This window comes from Nonomuraea angiospora (genome assembly GCF_014873145.1).
In the GTDB taxonomy this organism is placed as follows: Bacteria; Actinomycetota; Actinomycetes; order Streptosporangiales; family Streptosporangiaceae; genus Nonomuraea; species Nonomuraea angiospora.
In genome coordinates this window covers 9,165,764-9,182,446 of the sequence record NZ_JADBEK010000001.1, presented here as the reverse complement: position 1 = coordinate 9,182,446, position 16,683 = coordinate 9,165,764, and the positions used below count along the sequence as shown (strand labels likewise).

16 protein-coding genes are annotated in these 16,683 nt (G+C 70.7%); 7 read left to right on the top strand and 9 right to left on the bottom strand.

The annotated features are described in order from the left end of the window. Positions 1-17 precede the first annotated feature (17 nt). Positions 18-1,724 carry a phosphatidylglycerol lysyltransferase domain-containing protein gene (locus H4W80_RS42380; protein WP_318787304.1) on the top strand — a complete coding sequence of 569 codons (1,707 nt, stop codon included), beginning with the start codon at positions 18-20 and terminating at the stop codon, positions 1,722-1,724. A gap of 60 nt (positions 1,725-1,784) precedes the next feature. Here the strand turns inward: H4W80_RS42380 and H4W80_RS42375 are convergent, their stop codons facing one another. From H4W80_RS42375 to H4W80_RS42355, 5 genes are read right to left on the bottom strand one after another with little or no spacing between them, the layout of a single operon-like run. Further along, positions 1,785-2,714 carry a cation diffusion facilitator family transporter gene (locus H4W80_RS42375; RefSeq protein ID WP_192790202.1) on the bottom strand — a complete coding sequence of 310 codons (930 nt, stop codon included), beginning with the start codon at positions 2,712-2,714 and terminating at the stop codon, positions 1,785-1,787. Positions 2,715-2,763: 49 nt separating this feature from the next. Further along, positions 2,764-3,870, bottom strand: coding sequence for an SIS domain-containing protein (locus H4W80_RS42370; protein ID WP_192790201.1), 1,107 nt, complete (start codon positions 3,868-3,870; stop codon positions 2,764-2,766). Then, complete coding sequence (locus H4W80_RS42365) at positions 3,867-4,034, bottom strand: Trm112 family protein (RefSeq protein ID WP_192790200.1); 168 nt, start codon at positions 4,032-4,034, stop codon at positions 3,867-3,869. The genes H4W80_RS42370 and H4W80_RS42365 overlap by 4 nt, the downstream gene beginning before the upstream one ends. After that, positions 4,031-5,380 carry a phosphomannomutase/phosphoglucomutase gene (locus H4W80_RS42360; RefSeq protein ID WP_192790199.1) on the bottom strand — a complete coding sequence of 450 codons (1,350 nt, stop codon included), beginning with the start codon at positions 5,378-5,380 and terminating at the stop codon, positions 4,031-4,033. Before H4W80_RS42360 ends, H4W80_RS42365 begins: the two co-directional genes overlap by 4 nt. Before the next feature lie 43 nt (positions 5,381-5,423). After that, a complete protein-coding gene (locus H4W80_RS42355) occupies positions 5,424-5,792 on the bottom strand; it encodes a DUF3499 domain-containing protein (RefSeq protein ID WP_185070975.1) in 369 nt (122 codons plus the stop codon). Between the two features lie 368 nt (positions 5,793-6,160). Between H4W80_RS42355 and H4W80_RS42350 the strand changes: the two genes are divergently transcribed. The 3 genes from H4W80_RS42350 (at position 6,161) to H4W80_RS42340 (ending at position 7,535) form a co-directional block, all read left to right on the top strand. After that, positions 6,161-6,601 (top strand): metallopeptidase family protein, encoded by a 441-nt coding sequence (locus H4W80_RS42350; protein ID WP_185070974.1) that lies wholly within the window; start codon positions 6,161-6,163, stop codon positions 6,599-6,601. 226 nt (positions 6,602-6,827) lie between these two features. Further along, positions 6,828-7,211: a VOC family protein gene (locus tag H4W80_RS42345; protein ID WP_192790198.1), complete on the top strand. Its 384-nt coding sequence runs from the start codon at positions 6,828-6,830 to the stop codon at positions 7,209-7,211. A gap of 18 nt (positions 7,212-7,229) precedes the next feature. Beyond that, positions 7,230-7,535, top strand: a complete 306-nt coding sequence (locus H4W80_RS42340; RefSeq protein ID WP_192790197.1) for a DUF1905 domain-containing protein — start codon at positions 7,230-7,232, stop codon at positions 7,533-7,535. A 161-nt stretch (positions 7,536-7,696) separates the two neighbouring features. Here H4W80_RS42340 and H4W80_RS42335 read toward each other — a convergent pair whose 3' ends face one another. From H4W80_RS42335 to H4W80_RS42325, 3 genes are all read right to left on the bottom strand, one after another. Further along, positions 7,697-8,344, bottom strand: a complete 648-nt coding sequence (locus H4W80_RS42335; RefSeq protein WP_192790196.1) for an MOSC domain-containing protein — start codon at positions 8,342-8,344, stop codon at positions 7,697-7,699. A gap of 506 nt (positions 8,345-8,850) precedes the next feature. Then, on the bottom strand, positions 8,851-9,111 hold the full coding sequence (locus H4W80_RS42330; protein WP_020546325.1) for a WhiB family transcriptional regulator: 261 nt from the start codon (positions 9,109-9,111) through the stop codon (positions 8,851-8,853). 317 nt (positions 9,112-9,428) lie between these two features. Continuing rightward, positions 9,429-11,669, bottom strand: a complete 2,241-nt coding sequence (locus H4W80_RS42325; RefSeq protein ID WP_192790195.1) for a hypothetical protein — start codon at positions 11,667-11,669, stop codon at positions 9,429-9,431. Positions 11,670-11,849: 180 nt separating this feature from the next. Here H4W80_RS42325 and cofD point away from each other — a divergent pair, with 180 nt between their 5' ends. The 3 genes from cofD to H4W80_RS42310 all read left to right on the top strand — a co-directional run bounded on the left by cofD (position 11,850) and on the right by H4W80_RS42310 (position 14,888). Next, on the top strand, positions 11,850-12,788 hold the full coding sequence (cofD, locus tag H4W80_RS42320) for a 2-phospho-L-lactate transferase (protein WP_192790194.1): 939 nt from the start codon (positions 11,850-11,852) through the stop codon (positions 12,786-12,788). Further along, positions 12,785-14,062, top strand: coding sequence for a coenzyme F420-0:L-glutamate ligase (locus H4W80_RS42315; RefSeq protein WP_192790193.1), 1,278 nt, complete (start codon positions 12,785-12,787; stop codon positions 14,060-14,062). The genes cofD and H4W80_RS42315 overlap by 4 nt, the downstream gene beginning before the upstream one ends. 91 nt (positions 14,063-14,153) lie before the next feature. Next, positions 14,154-14,888, top strand: a complete 735-nt coding sequence (locus H4W80_RS42310) for a lytic polysaccharide monooxygenase (RefSeq protein ID WP_192790192.1) — start codon at positions 14,154-14,156, stop codon at positions 14,886-14,888. A 40-nt stretch (positions 14,889-14,928) separates the two neighbouring features. On the opposite strand, the gene H4W80_RS42305 is transcribed toward H4W80_RS42310, so the two are convergent. Then, on the bottom strand, positions 14,929-16,620 hold the full coding sequence (locus H4W80_RS42305; RefSeq protein WP_225963956.1) for a substrate-binding and VWA domain-containing protein: 1,692 nt from the start codon (positions 16,618-16,620) through the stop codon (positions 14,929-14,931). Positions 16,621-16,683 lie beyond the last annotated feature (63 nt).

The following is a 16,683-nucleotide window of genomic DNA, read 5'->3' as shown; positions in this document are numbered from 1 at the left end:
GTCTTCAATTTCGCATTGTGAAGCGTTCCTGGATTCCCGCCGTCGCCGCCTACGCGTCGCTGGTGATCGGCCTGCTCGACCTCAGCAAGGCGGTGTTCCCCCGTTTCGAGCACAGCCGCATGGGCCTGTGGACCGACTTCCTGCCCGGCATCGTCACGACCGTCGCCAGAGCCACCTCCCTGGTCGTCGGCATCGTGCTGATCATGCTCGCGCACGCGCTGCGCCGCGGGAAGGTGCGGGCCTGGCGCGCGGTCGTGGTGGTGCTCCCGGTGAGCGCCGCCGTGAGCTTCGTCCACCTGCGTCCGGCCACGGCCGTGATCAGCCTGGCCCTGCTGGGCCTGCTCGTGTGGGGAAGGGGCGAGTTCTCCGCGCTGCCCGATCCGCGCTCGCGCTGGCGCGCCCTGGGCAACCTGCTCGTCCTCGGCGTCCTCGACGTGGGCCTCGGCTACCTGATCATCAGCGCCCGCCCCCGCATGATCGTGGGTCATCCTGGCGTGCTCGACCGCCTCGAACACGTCCTGCTCGGCCTGATCGGGATCGAGGGCCCGGTCACGTTCGCCGTCGAGCGGGTCTCCGACCTGGTCTACTTCTCCCTGGTCGCGCTCGGCACGCTCACCGCGGTCTCCACGCTCTACCTGGCGCTGCGCCCCGAACGCCCGGCCGCGGAGCTCACCGAGGACGACGAGCGGCGCCTGCGCGCCCTGCTCGCCCAGCACGGCGAACGCGACTCGCTCGGCTACTTCGCGCTGCGGCGGGACAAGAGCGTGCTGTTCTCCCCGTCGGGGAAGGCGGCCATCGCCTATCGCGTCGTGTCCGGGGTCATGCTGGCCAGCGGCGACCCCATCGGCGACCGCGAGGCCTGGCCGGCCGCGATCAAGGTGTTCATGAACGAGGCCAGGCTGCACGCCTGGGTGCCCGCCGTCATCGGCTGCGGCGAGACCGGCGGCGAGGTGTGGACGCGCGAGGCCAAGCTGTCCGCGCTGGAGATCGGCGACGAGGCCATCGTCGAGGTCGCCGACTTCACGCTGGAGGGCCGCGCCATGCGCAACGTCCGCCAGATGGTCAACAGGACCGAGCGGAACGGCTACAAGTGCCAGGTGCGCCGCATCGCCGACCTGACCGGCCAGGAGCGCGAAGACATCCAGCACGCGGCCGAATCCTGGCGCGGCACCGAGACCGAGCGCGGCTACTCCATGGCGCTGGGCCGCTTCGGCGACCCGGCCGACTCCCAGTGCCTGGTGTCCACCGCCCACAAGGACGGCGAGCTCAAGGCCGTGCTGCACTTCGTGCCGTGGGGACCGCGCGGCATCTCGCTCGACCTGATGCGGCGCGACCGCGGCGCCGATCCGGGGCTCAACGAGTTCCTGATCGTCAAGACGCTCCAGGCCGCGCCGGCCCTGGACATCACGCAGGTCTCACTGAACTTCGCCATGTTCCGCGCGGTCCTGGCCCGCGGGGAGCGCCTCGGGGCCGGGCCGGTGCTGCGGGCGTGGCGGGCGTTGCTGATCTTTTTGTCGCACTGGTTCCAGATCGAGTCGCTCTACCGGTTCAACGCCAAGTTCCGGCCGATCTGGGAGCCTCGCTTCGTCGTCTATCCGAACGCCCGCGACCTGCCCCGCATCGGGGTCTCGGCGTTGCAGGCCGAGGCGTTCATCACCCTTGGCCGTCCTCGCTGGCCCCGGCTCCGACTCCCGCGCCTGCGTCCGGCCCAGCTCACGTCGTGAGCGGGCCCGGACGGCTCCAGGAGTGCTCCAGGAGTGCTCCAGGAGTGCTCTAGGAGTGCTCTAGGAGGCGGAGGTGCTGCGGAGGCGGTCCAGGTCGGGCTCCAGGTAGATCACGCGGGCGATCGGCACGGCCTCGCGGATGCGGCGCTCGGCCTCGTCGATGCCCTTGGCGACCTCGGCCGCCGTGTCGTTGTACTCGACCGCGATCTTGGCCGCCACCAGCAGCTCCTCGGGGCCCAGGTGCAGCGTGCGCATGTGGATGACCCTGGCCACCTCGGGCGAGCCCTCCAGCGCGGAGCGGATCTGGGCCTCCATCTCGGGGGTGGCGCCCTCGCCGACCAGCAGCGACTTGGTCTCCATGGCCAGCACCACCGCGATCACGGCCAGCAGCACGCCGATCATCAGGGTGCCGACGCCGTCCCATTCGCCCTTGCCGGTGACGACCGCCATCGTCACGCCGAACAGCGCGAAGATCAGACCGAGCAGCGCGCCCAGGTCCTCCAGGAGGATGACCGGCAGCTCGGGCGACTTGGAGCGGCGGACGAACGAGACCCACGACTGCTTGCCGCGTACCTGGTTCGACTCCTTGATGGCCGTGCGGAACGAGAAGCCCTCGGCGATGATCGCGAAGATCAGCACGGCGAACGCCCAGATCGGCGCCTCCACCGGCTCCGGAGCGGAGAGCTTGTGGATGCCCTCGTAAATCGAGAACGCCGCGCCGATCGTGAACAGCACGACGGCCACCACGAAGGCGTAGAAGTAACGTTCGCGGCCGTAGCCGAACGGATGTTCCTTCGTGCTGGCCCTGGCCGCCCGCTTGCCGCCGATCAGCAGCAGCACCTGGTTGCCCGAGTCGGCGACCGAGTGGATGCCCTCCGCCAGCATCGAGGACGATCCGGTGAAGAACGCGGCCACGAATTTGGACACGGCGATTGCCAGGTTCGCGGTCAAGGCCGCAATGATCGCTTTTGTACCGCCGCTCGCGCTCACCGGTCTTCTCCACTCATAAAGATCACGTACTAAGGCCTGAAAGGGGATCCTATTGCGAAATCCTGGCCTTCAGCTCAGTGATCGCTGACACAGGGGTCGGATCAATGGCATATCCCAGCGCCAGATACGTGCTCGCGTAGTCGCCGAGCGCGATCAGCGTGGCCATCCGTTCCAGCGGATGCTCGCCCTCCGCGGACAGCTCCGTCACCGGGACGTCGCGCTCCCGCGCCAGCCGTACCGACGTCTCGCGCCGCCGCGTCACCTGCGGATGCTCCTCGACGTCGCGCAGCACGACGAGCCGGAGCGTGCGCCCGGCGGTGTCGGCGAAGATGTCGCGCTCGGCCAGCGGCCCGTCGAAGACCTCGACCTGGTTGTGGCCGGCCTCGGGCAGCTCGCCGTGGACGGCGGGGTATTTCGCGTTGGCGTTGAGCTGGCAGGCCATCCGGTACGCCGCCACCGACGCCACGGGCGACGACCCCCAGATCATCGGCACGCTCTCGGCCAGATCCATGGCCAGCGACTTGCCGGGGTTGATGAACGACTCGCTGGACGGCCGGCACCGGTGCGCCATGTCCTCCAGCGTCTTGGCCACCCGCTCGAACAGGTCGGCGTCGGCCTGGACGAGCCGCAGCGCGGCGGCGGCCACGATGACCGGGGCGGCCAGCAGCCAGAGGCTCGCCCTGGACGGGCCGGTGACCGGCACCGGCACGTAGATCGCCGAGGCCTGGGTGGCGACGGCCTCCAGCGGGGAGCCGGGGGCGCCCACGCCGAGCAGCGTGCATCCGCGCCGCACCGCCTGGGTGGCGACGGACACCGTCTCCTCGGCGTCGCCGGAGCCGGACACGGCCGCGACCAGGTCAGCGGCGCCCACCCAGCCGGGGAGCTGGTAGGAGCGCAGCGGCACGATCGGCAGCGGCACGCCGTTGCCGGCGATCGCCGCCAGGATGTCGCCGACGATGCCCGAGCCGCCCATGCCCGCGACCACGATGGCGCGCGGCCGTCCGTGGTCGGCCAGGCGGTCGACGCGGGTCTCGACCGCGGTGCGGTAGCCGGTGCGTACGTGCGCCGCCGAGGAGGCGACCGCCGGCAGCATCCCGCCGGGATCCGCCTCGCTGAGGTGACGCTGGTCGTCGAGCCGCTCCGGCTCCCAGGTCACGGCTTCCTGGCCTCGTCGACGAGCAGGACGGGGATGTCATCCCGTACCGGATAGATCAGGCCGCAGCCCGTGCAGACCAGCTCCTCGGTCTCGTTCTCGGCGCGCAAGGCGGCCTTGCAGGCCGGACAGGCCAGGATCTCCAGCAGCCAGTCGTCGATCTTCACTCTGACACCCTTCCCACGATGGCGAGGACCTCGTCCCTGATCGCCCTCATTGTGCTCTCGTCGGCCGCCTCGGCGTTCAGCCTGAGCAGCGGCTCGGTGTTGGACGCCCGCAGATTGAACCACCAGTCCGGCCCGGTCACGGTCAGCCCGTCGAGCTCGTCGAACTCCCCCCGTGCCGCGAACGCCTCCCGCACCCGCCGCAACGCGTCGCCCTGGTCCGCCACGGCGCTGTTGACCTCGCCGGAGGCGTGGTAGCGCGAGTAGACCTCCACCACCTCCGACAGCGGCCGCTCCTGCTCGCCCAGCGCGGCCAGCACGTGCAGCGCCGCCAGCATCCCGGAGTCGGCGAACCAGAAGTCGCGGAAGTAGTAGTGGGCCGAGTGCTCGCCGCCGAAGACGGCTCCCGTGCGGGCCATCTCGGCCTTGATGAACGAGTGCCCGACGCGCGTGCGCACGGGCACCCCGCCCTGCTCGCGCACGATCTCGGGGACGGCCAGGGACGTGATCAGGTTGTGGATGATCGTCGAGCCGGGATGCTTGGCCAGCTCCCGCGTCGCGACCAGCGCCGTGACGGCCGACGGCGAGACCGACCGCCCCTGCTCGTCGATCACCCAGCACCGGTCGGCGTCACCGTCGAACGCCAGCCCGAGATCCGCCCCGCCCTCGACCACGGCCCGCTGGAGGTCGACGAGGTTCTGCGGCTCGATCGGGTTGGCCTCGTGGTTGGGGAAGTTGCCGTCCAGCTCGAAGTAGAGCGGCGTCAGCTCGATCGGCAGCCCCTCGAACACGGCCGGGACGGTGTGCCCGCCCATGCCGTTGCCCGCGTCGACGACCACGTTGAGCGGCCTGATGCGCGACAGGTCGACGAGCGTGCGCAGGTGGTCGGCGTAGCCCTGCAGCAGGTCCTTCTCGATCACCGACCCGCCGGCCGGGGCCGTGGCGCCCACCAGCTCGGCGGCCCGGTCACGGATGTCGACGAGCCCCGTGTCGACGCCGATCGGCACCGCGCCGGCCCGGCACATCTTCATGCCGTTGTAGCGGGCGGGGTTGTGGCTGGCGGTGAACATCACCCCGGGCAGCCCCAGGCTGCCGCTCGCGTAGTAGAGCAGGTCGGTGGAGCCCAGCCCGGCGTGCACCACGTCGGCGCCACGCGAACGGGCGCCCCTGACGAACGCGTCTGCCAGCGGAACCGAGGACTCGCGCATGTCGTGCGCGACGACGATCGACTCGGCCCCGGTCACTTCGACGAAGGCGGCCCCCACGGCCTCGGCGGTCGGCTCGTCGAGCTCGTCGGGCACCACTCCACGAACGTCGTACGCTTTGAAGATCTTGGCGAGGTCGCCCACTCTCCAGCTCCGCCCTTGGGTCGATTCTCCGGCGTAATCGAGCCTACCGGTCGCGGTGCTGCTGAGCCGACCTCAGAACGCGCAGGTGCCCCCTGCGACCGACCTCCACGCCCTGACCGACCGGCTCACCGCCGCCGGGCGGAGTGGGCCGCGCGGCCTCCCTGACCGCGTTGGCCAGCGCCTCGAGGTCGTCGGAGCTCGGGGAGGCGCCGTCCGTCGGCAGCCGTACCACCTCCCAGCCTCGGGGAGCGGTCAGCCGCTCGGCATGTTCGGCGCACAGGTCGTAACAGTGTGGCTCCGCGTACGTCGCCAGGGGGCCGAGAACAGCGGTCGAGTCGGCGTATACGTACGTGAGCGTGAAGACGGCAGGCTGACTGCAGGCGGTGCGGGAACAGCGGCGGACGGGGCTCACGGAGGGACCGTATCTGGTAAGTGTGCGAGGCGCCACTATCTGAGCGCTCTTAACGAGCGTGTCGCCACAATTCGGACACCTGTCGCAGCCTTTCCACCCACATGCCCCGAAGACACCGGCCCTCCGGACCTTGGGGGATCACGCAGAGGTGGTGAGCGGTGACGCTTGATCAGAGCCTAAGGGGATCGACGCGCGGTGGGGAGTGGCAACGCCGCACCAGACCCGGGGGAGATCCCCCGCCACCCCACCCGAACGCCGGACCGCTCACGGTGCCGGCAACCACCCAGAACCTCGGAACATCACCCAGAGGCGCGAAGAGGTGACACCGTTCCCCAGAATCGACAGGCCATCCCCGTACACTTGCTTGCGTGACACAGAAGCGCGGTCCCAGACGGCGCGATCGCCACGGTCGTGGCCTCCGCGGCCCGCTCGCCCCCTCCCACGTGCCCATGGCCAAGTCCCGGAGCGAGCGCTTCGACGACCTCGTGCTGGACGCGGTCGACCGCCTCCGCCCCCGCTGGGAGCGCCAGCTGTCGGCGGTGGAGTTCGCGGTGGAGGAGGTCCCTCCGCTGAGCGAGCTCGGCGACGGCCCCAGCCTGGGCACCGACCCGATCCCCTTCGGCCGCGCCGACGCCGCGACCGGCCAGAACCCGGCGTCGATCGTGGTCTACCGCCGCCCGCTCGAAGCCCGCGCCAGAGACCGGGACACCCTGGGCGCCATGGTCCACGACACGGTCGTGGAACAGGTGGCCACCCTCCTGGGCCTCTCCCCCGAAACCGTCGACCCCGGCTACGACGACCGCCGCTGACCCCCGTACGGACCTCCTGGGGAAGAGCACGGGCCTCCGCCAAGCGGGGCGCTTCGCGCGGATCGCCTCCCAAGGGGGCAAGTGCCACACCCCCAGGCGGGGTCGGCTGTCAGGCCGCTCGCACGCTACAGGTCACCACAGCTGAAGAGACGGCATCTCGGCCGGGCGATGAGTCTTGTGCGGTTCACGAGTCCAACCAAGTGAACCGAACGACAGGAGGCCCGAAGTGGGCGAGCAAGTGAGTAACGGGGTCACCGGCGTCAGGACCGTAGGAGTCCCCGTCACCGACCAGGACCGGGCCGTCGAGTTCTACGTGGGCACACTGGGACTGGACAAGCGGCTGGACGCGCCCGTCGAACAGCTCGGCGGGCGATGGATCGAGGTGGCGCCGCCGGGAGCGACCACCACGATCGCGCTGATCCTGGCGGCTCCTGGGACGGCGGCCGGAGTCGAGACGGGCATCCGGCTCAGCACGGCGGACGCGGTGTCCCTGCACAAGGAGCTGGTGGCTCGCGGGGCCGACGTGGACGAACTGCTGCAATGGGAGGGCGTCCCGCCGATGTTCGCCCTTCGGGACCCGGACGGCAACGGCCTCGAGATCGTCCAATAGCGGAGAGGGGAACCGGAGATGAGTGGTGTCACGCGAGCGGATGACGTGGTCCAGGAGCTCGACAAGGAGTTCACCGCGACCCTGGTGAAGAGCCCGAACAAGGGTGGGTGGACGTACGTCGTGATGCCCGGGTCCGCCGAGTTCTTCGGCACTCGCGGACTGGTGAAGATCCGGGGGACCATCGACGGTCACCCGTTCCGGAGCTCGTTCATGGCTCTGGGGGACGGCACGCACAAGCTGCCGGTGAAGAACGACGTCCGGGAGCTGATCGGGAAGGGGCCTGGGGACAGCGTGACCATTCACCTGCTCGAACGGATCAGGTAAGGGGGTGTGAGTGTCTGTCACCTCCTTCGGTTCCGCTGTACCGGTTTGCCTGATGCCCGCTTCCAACCGCCGCTGCCGGAGTCCGCGCGGTCCGCAGGGCGGCGACTGGCCGCGCTCGTGGCGCTGGGGAGCGATCACGTCGGAACGCGGACGGGCGGTGTCTACGCGGAGCGCCTGCGGGCCGCTTCCTTCTCCTCCGGAGGCAGTGCCTCGGCGACCAGCAGCCGTGGCAGTAGCTCCGGCTCCAGGGTCATCGCACGGAAGACGAGCGCGACGGTCACATCATGATCGGGCCGGTGCACGATCTCGACCGGGTCGCCGGCGCTGATGTCGCCGGGCTCGATCACGCGCAGATATGCGCCGGGCCGTGCGGCCTGGGTGAAACGCTTGATCCAGCCGTCACGCTCCAGCCAGCCCTGGAAGGTCCCGCATGGGATCCGCGCGCACGCCACCTCCAGCACAACCTCCGGCCCGATCCGCCAACGCTCCCCTATCAGGGCACCGTTGACGTCCAGACCGAGGGTCGTGAGGTTCTCCCCGAAGACACCGTTGGAGAGCGGCCTGTCCAGCTCAGCCTGCCAGGTGTCGAGGTCCTCGCGGGCGTAGGCGTAGACAGCCTGGTGGACCCCGCCATGGTGCTGCACGTCGTACACCCGGTCGCCGGCGAGACCGACCTCACCGGTGCCCTTCGGGCCGGGGGCGCTCACGGCGACCGGGCCGGGAACGGGCCGCTTGTCGATGCCCGTCGCGCTCAGGCCCTTCCACGGGTTGGGGCGGGGCCTGCCGACATTGACGGAGAGGAGCCTCATAGAGCATGACGGTACGGTCCTCGTCCACGCTCTGGCGACTCATTTCTCCTGGCCTTGGGCCCGATCATCCAGTAGTCCGTGTCCTGCTCCGCGCCGGCCGAAGTGCCAAAGACCTTCCACGGTGGAACGGGGCCGGGAGTCCTCCTCACCGGGGGTGTGAGGGCTTGCCCCCGCAGGGCGCTGCCCGAGCGCTCCATCGCGCGAAGCACGCCCCACGTGCGAGGACCTCGCCGTTGCGGGATCGAAAAGGGGCGGGCCCCCTTGGGAGGCGCTGCCCGGAGCCGATCCGCGCGAAGCGCCTCGCACTGCGGAGGTCCCTGCGCTCGTCTCCCCCGGCCGGCGCGCGCCGTCGTGAACGACGACGATCGCGGTCACATAGGGACGTGACATGGGCAGATGCTCCTGAGGGGGTAGAGCAGGCGCGCCCACCACATACCTGTGACAGCCGGGACAGCGGATGCGAAAAGGGTCACGCGTTCGACCGCGTGACCCTTCCGCCCATATACCTAAACGGCCTGGCGCTTGATCCGTCTGCGCTCCCGCTCCGACAGCCCACCCCAGATGCCGAACCGCTCATCGTGCTCGAGTGCGTATTCAAGACACTCTGCACGGACCTCGCACGATCGGCAGACCTTCTTGGCCTCTCTGGTGGAGCCGCCCTTCTCCGGGAAGAACGCCTCCGGATCCGTCTGCGCGCACAACGCGCGCTCCTGCCAGCCGAGTTCTTCAGCGTCAAGCTGATCCTGTGCGATGACCGGATCGGTCACTGCACACCTCCCTGCCGCCCGCCCGCAATGGAGCCCCCCATGGACGCCTTCCTTATTACCCACCCATCGGAAGGCGTAACAACATGGTTGTAATTACACGCGTGTGCTGTAGCTGACGTCAAGCGGCATGCAGCTATCCGGGGAAAGACCAGAGCTCGCCCCGGTGTGCTTGGCATGTGATGTTCACGCCCGGCCGACACCCTTTTGCGCGCGGCGTCGTAAGGCTCGTTCAACCTGTCAGCGGTCCGAACCGTACCAGGGCGGGATAGACACCCGCCCAGGGCCCACCTTCTCTCTAGTCGTTCATTACCGGTCCGTTACCTGCGGGGCTCGTTCGGGGTGTATATGGCCGTCGGGTCGATGGGGTCGTCTCCCGGGCGGGCGCCGTAGCCGCCGCCGAAGGGGGTGGAGTCGAGCCGCATGGTCGCGTCGCCGACGGGCTCCGCCTGGTGGGGCCAGGGCTGCTGCTGCTGGGGCGCCTGGTGGGTGGGCTGGTACTGGCCCTGCTGGGGCTCGTAGCCACCCTGCTGGAGGTGCTGGGGGTGGCCGAACGGGTCGTCGTACGGCCTGGGCGCCTGGCTGGAGTAGTCGGGCACGCGCAGCTCCGGCTGGGTGCCCGCGGTGGAGTGCTGGCCCGTCGAGTGCTGGCCTGGGGCGTGCTGGGCCGTGGAGTGCTGGCCGGTGGAGTGCTGGTACGTCTCCGCCTGCTGGTAGGCGTCCATGAGCTGCTGGGACCGCGGGTCCACGGGCGGGTCGGGCTCCTGGTACGCGGGCGGGGTGGCGTACTCGCGGCCCGAGTAGCCGGTGAACGGCTGGCCGCCCTGCTGGTCGAAGGCGCTCTGGCCGAAGTACGGCTGCTGCTGCTGTTCGGCGGCCGGCGGATAGGGGACGCTCGGCGCGGTGTCGCCGGCCGGTGTCGGGAAGGCCTGGTCGGCGAACGCGTTGGGCGCGGCCTCCGGGGGCGCGTACGGGTTCGGGCGGTCCGCGGGCGGAGCGTAGGGATTGGGCTGCTGGTCCGCGGGCGGGGCGTACGGGTTGGGTTGGTCGGTCCCAGGCGGGGCGTACTGGTTGGGCTGGTCGGTCCCGGGGGGCGCGTACGGGTTGGGGCTGGGCTGGCCGTAGGCGCTCGGCTGGCTGTCGGCCGGGACGTACGGGGCGGGCTGGTACTCGACGGCCGGCGGGGTGGAGTACTCCTGGCCTGAGGGGGCCGTGTCGGCGGGGGCGTAGGCCGACGGGGCGAAGCTCTGCGGGGCGTAGGGCTGGTCCGGCTGGCCCTGCTCCGGCTGGCCGAAGCTCGGCGGGGAATAGGGCTCGCCTGACCTGAAGCTCTGCGGGGCGAAGGGCTGCTCGGGCTGACTCTGCTCCGACGAACCGAAACCCTGCGGGGCGAAGGACTGATCAGGCTGGCCTGACCCGAAGCTCTGCGGGGCGAAGGGCTGCTCGGGCTGGCCCTGGTCTGGCTGGCCGAAGCTCGGCGAGGAGTAGGGCTGGTCAGGCTGGCCCGGTCCGAAGCCCTGGGCAGCGAAGGGCTGCTCGGGCTGGCCCTGCTCCGGCTGACCGAAGCCCTGCGGGGTGAAGGACTGGTCGGGCTGGCTCTGCTCCGAGGGGCCGAAGCCGGGCGCGGAGTAGGGCTGCTCGGGCTGGCTCTGGTCCGAGGGGGCGGCGGGCAGGGCGCCTCTGATCACGTGCGGCTGGGGCTGCTGCATGGCGGCGGCCTGGGGCTCCGGCTGTGCGGCCTGGGGCTCGGGCTGGCCGCCGAAGCTCGGCGGCTGCTGGCCGTACTGGCCCGACGGAGGTTGCTGGCCGTACTGGCCGGAAGGGGGCTGCTGCCCGTAGCCGGGCTGCTGGCCGGACGGCGGCTGCTGGGCGAAGCCCGGCTGCGTGCCGGGCTGCGGGCCGTACGCGCCCGAGGGCGGCTGCTGGCCGTAAGGGGCCTGGCCGAAGCCGGGAGCCTGCTCGGGCTGCCCGAAGCCGGGGCCTTGGTGCGGCTGCTCGGGCTGCCCGAAACCGGGGCCTTGGTGCGGCTGCTCGGGCTGCCCGAAGCCGGGGGCCTGGTCGGGCTGGCCGAACTGCTGGGGCTGCTGCCAGGGCGCCTGCTGGCCGAGGTTCGGGTGGTGGTAGACCTGCGCGACGGGCCGCTCCGGCAGGATCTGCGGCAGCAGGTACACCAGCGCGACGGCGGTCAGCGCGAGGGACGGCACGCCGAGGAGCACCAGCTGCATCGTCGGCCAGGCCCCGATCCCGGAGAACAGGCCGAGGATCAGCGACAGCATGCCGAACACCGTCGCAAGCACCAGCCCGACCGCCGACCCGTACATGATCGGCTTGGCCTTGGGCGACGGTTCGCCGACCCTGGTGACCAGCAGGACGGCTCCGAGCAGCAGCGCGGGCACGACGGGGTTCGTGAGGTCCAGGACGTTCGCCGCCGCCCGCCTGGTCAGGGACAACGACGAGCCGACCAGGACGTCGCCGACCGTCAGCAGCACGGTCAGCAAGCCGAGGACGAGCATGATCCATGCGCCCGGCTCCTTCAGCCGGGCGACGTCAAATTTGCTCACATGTACCCCCATTGGACCCTTTAGCCCGAAGGGAGTTTGCCACATGACTGACTTGGGCGGCGGGAGTCCCAGGAACCTCCTGCATCCCAATTCGGCCTACACCTGGCACTTCTCTCATAACAAGTGGGGTAAAACCACACCCGAGGCGGGGTTGTCAGGGGCCGATGGAAGACTGGCGGCATGCACATCGTGTCACTCGCGGGCGGCATCGGCGGCGCCCGTTTCCTGCGCGGACTGCGCGCGACCGCGCCGGATGCCACCATCACCGTCATCGGCAACACGGGTGACGACATCACCCTGTTCGGCCTGCGGGTCTGCCCCGACCTCGACACCGTGATGTACACCCTGGGCGGCGGCATCGACGAGGAGCAGGGCTGGGGGCGTGCCAAGGAGTCCCACGTCGTCAAGGAGGAGCTGGCCGCGTACGGCGTGGAGCCGCAGTGGTTCGGGCTCGGCGACCGCGACTTCGCCACCCACATCGTGCGCTCGCAGATGCTGGAGGCCGGCTACCCGCTGTCCCAGATCACGCAGGCGTTGTGTGCGCGCTGGCAGCCCGGCGTGCGGCTGCTGCCGATGTCCGACGACCGCTGCGAGACCCACGTGGTGATCGAGGACGAGAACGGCAAGCGCGCCATCCACTTCCAGGAGTGGTGGGTGCGCCTGCGCGCCTCGGTCCCGGCGCAGTCGTTCGCGCTGGTGGGGGCCGACACGGCCAGGCCCGCGCCGGGCGTGCTCGACGCGATCGAGCAGGCCGACGTGGTGATCCTGCCGCCGTCCAACCCGGTCGTGAGCATCGGCACGATCCTCCAGGTCCCGGGCATCCGCGACGCCCTGCTGCCCAAGACCGTGGTCGGGGTCTCGCCCATCATCGGCGGCGCTCCGGTCAGGGGCATGGCCGACGCGTGCCTGACCGCCATCGGGGTGGAGACGACCGCGCAGGCCGTGCTCGACCTCTACGGCTCGGAGCTGATCGACGGGTGGCTGGTGGCGGAGGAGGACGAAGGGGTCGCGCTCGACGGCGTACGGGTGATCGCCCGGCCGATCCTCATGCACGACGCCGACGCCGCCGCCGACATCGCCCGCACCGCGCTCGACCTGGCCCAGGAGCTCGCCCGATGACCGCAGCCCCCCGGCGCTTCGAGGTGATCGCCGTCGAGGGCATCGGCGAGGTGCGCCCCGGCGACGACGTCGCGGCGCTGCTCAAGGACGCCGGCCTGCGGGACGGCGACATCGTGGTGGTCACGTCCAAGATCGTCAGCAAGGCCGAGGGCCGCGTCCGCCGGGCCCCCGACCGCACCAAGGCCATCGAGGACGAGACCGAGCGCGTGGTCGCCAGGCGGGGCGAGACCGTGATCTCCCAGACCCGCCACGGCTTCGTCATGGCCGCCGCCGGGGTCGACGCCTCCAACACCGAGCCGGGCACCGTGCTCCTGCTGCCCGAAGACCCCGACGCCTCGGCCAGGCGCATCAGGAAGGGCCTGGCCGTGCGGGCGGGCGTGATCGTCTCCGACACGTTCGGCCGCCCGTGGCGCGAGGGGCTCACCGACGTGGCCATCGGAGTGGCGGGCATGAGCCCGCTCGACGACTTCCGTGGCACCTCCGACGGCTACGGCAACGCGCTCAGCGCCACCGTCACCGCGCTGGCCGACGAGATCGCGGGCGCGGCCGAGCTGGTCAAGGGCAAGCTCGGCGGCGTCCCGGTGGCGATCGTGCGCGGGCTGTCCCACCTGGTCATCGACGACGACGGGCCCGGGGTCAGGCCGCTGGTGCGGCGGGCCGACGACGACCTGTTCCGCTACGGGTCGCGGGATGTCGTGTTCGCGCGCCGTACCGTCAGGGAGTTCTCGGACCGGCCGGTCGATCCGGAGAAGGTCCGCAGGGCGGTCGCGGCGGGCATCGCCGCGCCCGCGCCGCACCACACGACCCCCTGGCGGTTCGTGCTGGTCGAGTCGCCGGAGACGCGCGCCAAGCTGCTCGACGCCATGCGCGAGGCGTGGATCGAGGACCTGCGCGGCGACGGGTTCACCGAGCAGTCGATCGCCGAGCGGATCAGGCGGGGCGACGTGCTGCGCGAGGCGCCCTGCCTGATCGTGCCGTGCTTGGTGACGGAGGGCTCCCACACCTACCGCGACGATCGGCGCAACGCGGCGGAGCGGGAGATGTTCGTCGCGGCAGCCGGCGCCGGGGTGGAGAACCTCCTCATCCAGCTCGCCGTCGAGGGGCTGGGCTCGGCGTGGGTGTCGTCCACGATGTTCTGCCGCCCGGTCGTCCGCGAGGTGCTCGACCTGCCCGGCTCCTGGGACCCGATGGGCTGCGTGGCCGTCGGCCACGCTGCCGCCCCGCCGCGCGACCGCGCGCCCCGCGACCCGGACGACTTCATCCTCACGCGCTGACGCAGCCCGAAAAGGCCGGTCAGGCGGGCATTTACCGTTAGGAAAGTTTCCTTTACATTTGGGGCATCCCCCCATGTGAAGGAGCAACTTCATGAGAAGGACGCTCACGTTGGTCGCCGTGGTGGTGATCGCCGTCGCCACCACGCTGTTCAACACGACGCCGGCGTTCGCGCACGGCTACGTCAACTCCCCGCCCAGCCGGCAGGCCAACTGCGCCCAGGGCAAGGTCCCCAACTGCGGCAACATCATCTACGAGCCGCAGAGCGTGGAGGGCCCGAAGGGGCTGCGCAACTGCCACGCCAACCTGTCGCAGTTCGCGCAGCTCAGCGACGAGAGCAAGCCGTGGCCGGCCGCCCAGGTGGGCACCACGGTGACCTTCAACTGGACGTTCACCGCCAGGCACGCCACGCTCAACTACGAGTACTACATCGGCAACACGCGGGTCGCCGTCTTCAACGGCAACGGTCAGCAGCCTCCCGCGACGGTCGCGCACACGGTCAACCTGTCCGGCTACTCGGGCCGGCAGAAGGTCCTGGCGATCTGGAACATCTCCGACACCGCCAACGCCTTCTATTCGTGCATCGACCTGCAGATCGGCGGCGGTGGCAACCCGAACCCCACGCCCACCCCGACCGTCACGCCGACCCCCAACCCGACGCCCACGCCCACTCCCACGACGCCGTCGGGCACGTGGAAGGCCGGCACCGCGTACGCGGTCGGCAACACCGTCACCTACAACGGCGTCACGTACCGCTGCATCCAGGCCCACACCGCGCTGGCCGGCTGGGAGCCGCCCAACGTACCGGCGCTCTGGCAGCGCGTCTGACCCGTCAGGAGGGGGCGTTCCGCCAGGAGCGCCCCCTTTCTCATGGGGCCGGCTTGCAGGTGGGGTGGCAGAGCCGGCGGGCCAGGGCGGCGAGGAAGACGTCGATGATCTCCCCCGGCTCCTGCGCCTCGTGCAGCGAGCCGTTCGTGGCGGCCGTGATCCGCGACAGGCTGTCGTGATCGACGCCCTTGCCGAAGGCGATGATGATGATCTGTATGGGCTTGTCGGGGTTCCACTCGTGCCGCAGCTTGTCGAGGAGCTCCGGCAGCTTCGTGCCCTTGCCGTCGTCCTGGCCGGCCGTGATCACCAGGAGCGCGTTGTTCATCTCCTCGCGGTACTCGCTGGTCATCTTGCGGAAGCCGCCGAGTATCGCGTCGTAGAGCGAGCTGTCCAGGGTGGGATGGGCGGCGATCGTGCCGGTCAGCTCGGCGAGGCGGCTCTTGCGTACCACCTGGCCGGACTGGGGCTCGTTGATGGGGCCGAGCCCGACCCGCTCCCGGTAGGGCTTGAGGCCGCCCAGCCCCTCGGCGAACTCCCACAGGCCCATGTGCGTCGAGTCCGGGAAGAGCTGCAGCCCGATCTTGGCCGCGTCCAGCGCGATGCTGATCCTGGTGGTGCCGTTCAGCGACTCGGCCATGTGCTTGGAGGTGTCGGCCAGGACGAGGATGTTCGTCGGCGGGGCCAGCCGGCTCCAGGCCCGCAGCGCCTCGTCGATGTCCTGCGACGACACCGACGACCTGGTCTTCGGGGTCTCCGAGGGGATCTGCGGCCCCGGCGAGATCGGGCCCAGGATGCCGTCGCCCGACCTGAACCCGGCCCGCCGGACGATCTCCTGCGCCTGCGGGCCCTTCAGCCAGTCGGCGAAGACCGTGGACGCCTCGGCCACCGTGGGGTCGGTCGCGGTGACGACGTACGGGTAGTCGAGGTTGATCGTGCCCTCGCGCGGGTGCAGCGCCACGACCGGGTCGGCGGAGGGTCGCAGGTTGTGGTTCCAGACCGACTGCTCGGGGACGATGACGACCGGACGCTGCCAGAACGTGTGGTCGTCGACCGCCGCCAGCATGCTGCGGTAGTCGGGGGCGGAGCCGGCCTGCGCCCACCGTACGAACGCGGTCAGCGCCTTGTCCGCCTCCGGCCCCGTGCCGACGACGTCCCTGGCGGCGGCCACGGTCGCGATGCCCGCCCCGGCCAGCGACGGGTCTGGCACGCGTACGATGTCCGGCTCGTCCGAGTTCGGCGTCAGCCGCCCGCGCACGGTCGCGGGGAAGACCATCCGCCAGTTCATCTCGGTCCTGCCCACGGAGAAGCGCTGGGCCAGCGACGAGCGGGTGGCGAACACCAGCGGCGAGGTCGCCACCACGCTCTCACCGGCCGGCAGCGCGCTCGCGCCCTGCTGGCGGGCCAGCCTGATCCAGGCCGACGAGTCCGCGATCCAGCCGTCGGGCCGCTCGCGCAGGACGCCCGCGCGGTCGCCGATCAGCGTGCGCAGGACGGTGGCCGGCGACTGCTCGGTCACCTGGACCAGCACGCACCGGCCGCCCACGGACGTCTTCGTCTCGTTGAACCGCTCGGCGGCCTCCATGGCCGCCGGGGCCACATCGACGGCCGCCGCGACGCTGACCAGAACAGGCTCTCGTGTGCTGCACAGCAGCCCGCCCCCGCCGAACACCACGACGAGGCCGGCGGCCACGATGGCCACGGCGGTCAGGCCCGCCAGCGTGCCGCGCCGCAAAGCCTTCCTACGGCGCTGCTCAGCGGGCAGCGGAGCGCGGTGCCGACCTAACCGCACGGTGAA

What these genes read in the sequence shown, in the direction of transcription:
- H4W80_RS42340 (WP_192790197.1), top strand. Translation starts at nt 7,230, where the DNA reads ATGAGTGGTGTCACGCGAGCGGATGACGTGGTCCAGGAGCTCGACAAG.
- H4W80_RS42310 (WP_192790192.1), top strand. Translation starts at nt 14,154, where the DNA reads ATGAGAAGGACGCTCACGTTGGTCGCCGTGGTGGTGATCGCCGTCGCC.
- cofD (WP_192790194.1), top strand. Translation starts at nt 11,850, where the DNA reads ATGCACATCGTGTCACTCGCGGGCGGCATCGGCGGCGCCCGTTTCCTG.
- H4W80_RS42335 (WP_192790196.1), bottom strand. Translation starts at nt 8,344, where the DNA reads ATGAGGCTCCTCTCCGTCAATGTCGGCAGGCCCCGCCCCAACCCGTGG.
- H4W80_RS42315 (WP_192790193.1), top strand. Translation starts at nt 12,785, where the DNA reads ATGACCGCAGCCCCCCGGCGCTTCGAGGTGATCGCCGTCGAGGGCATC.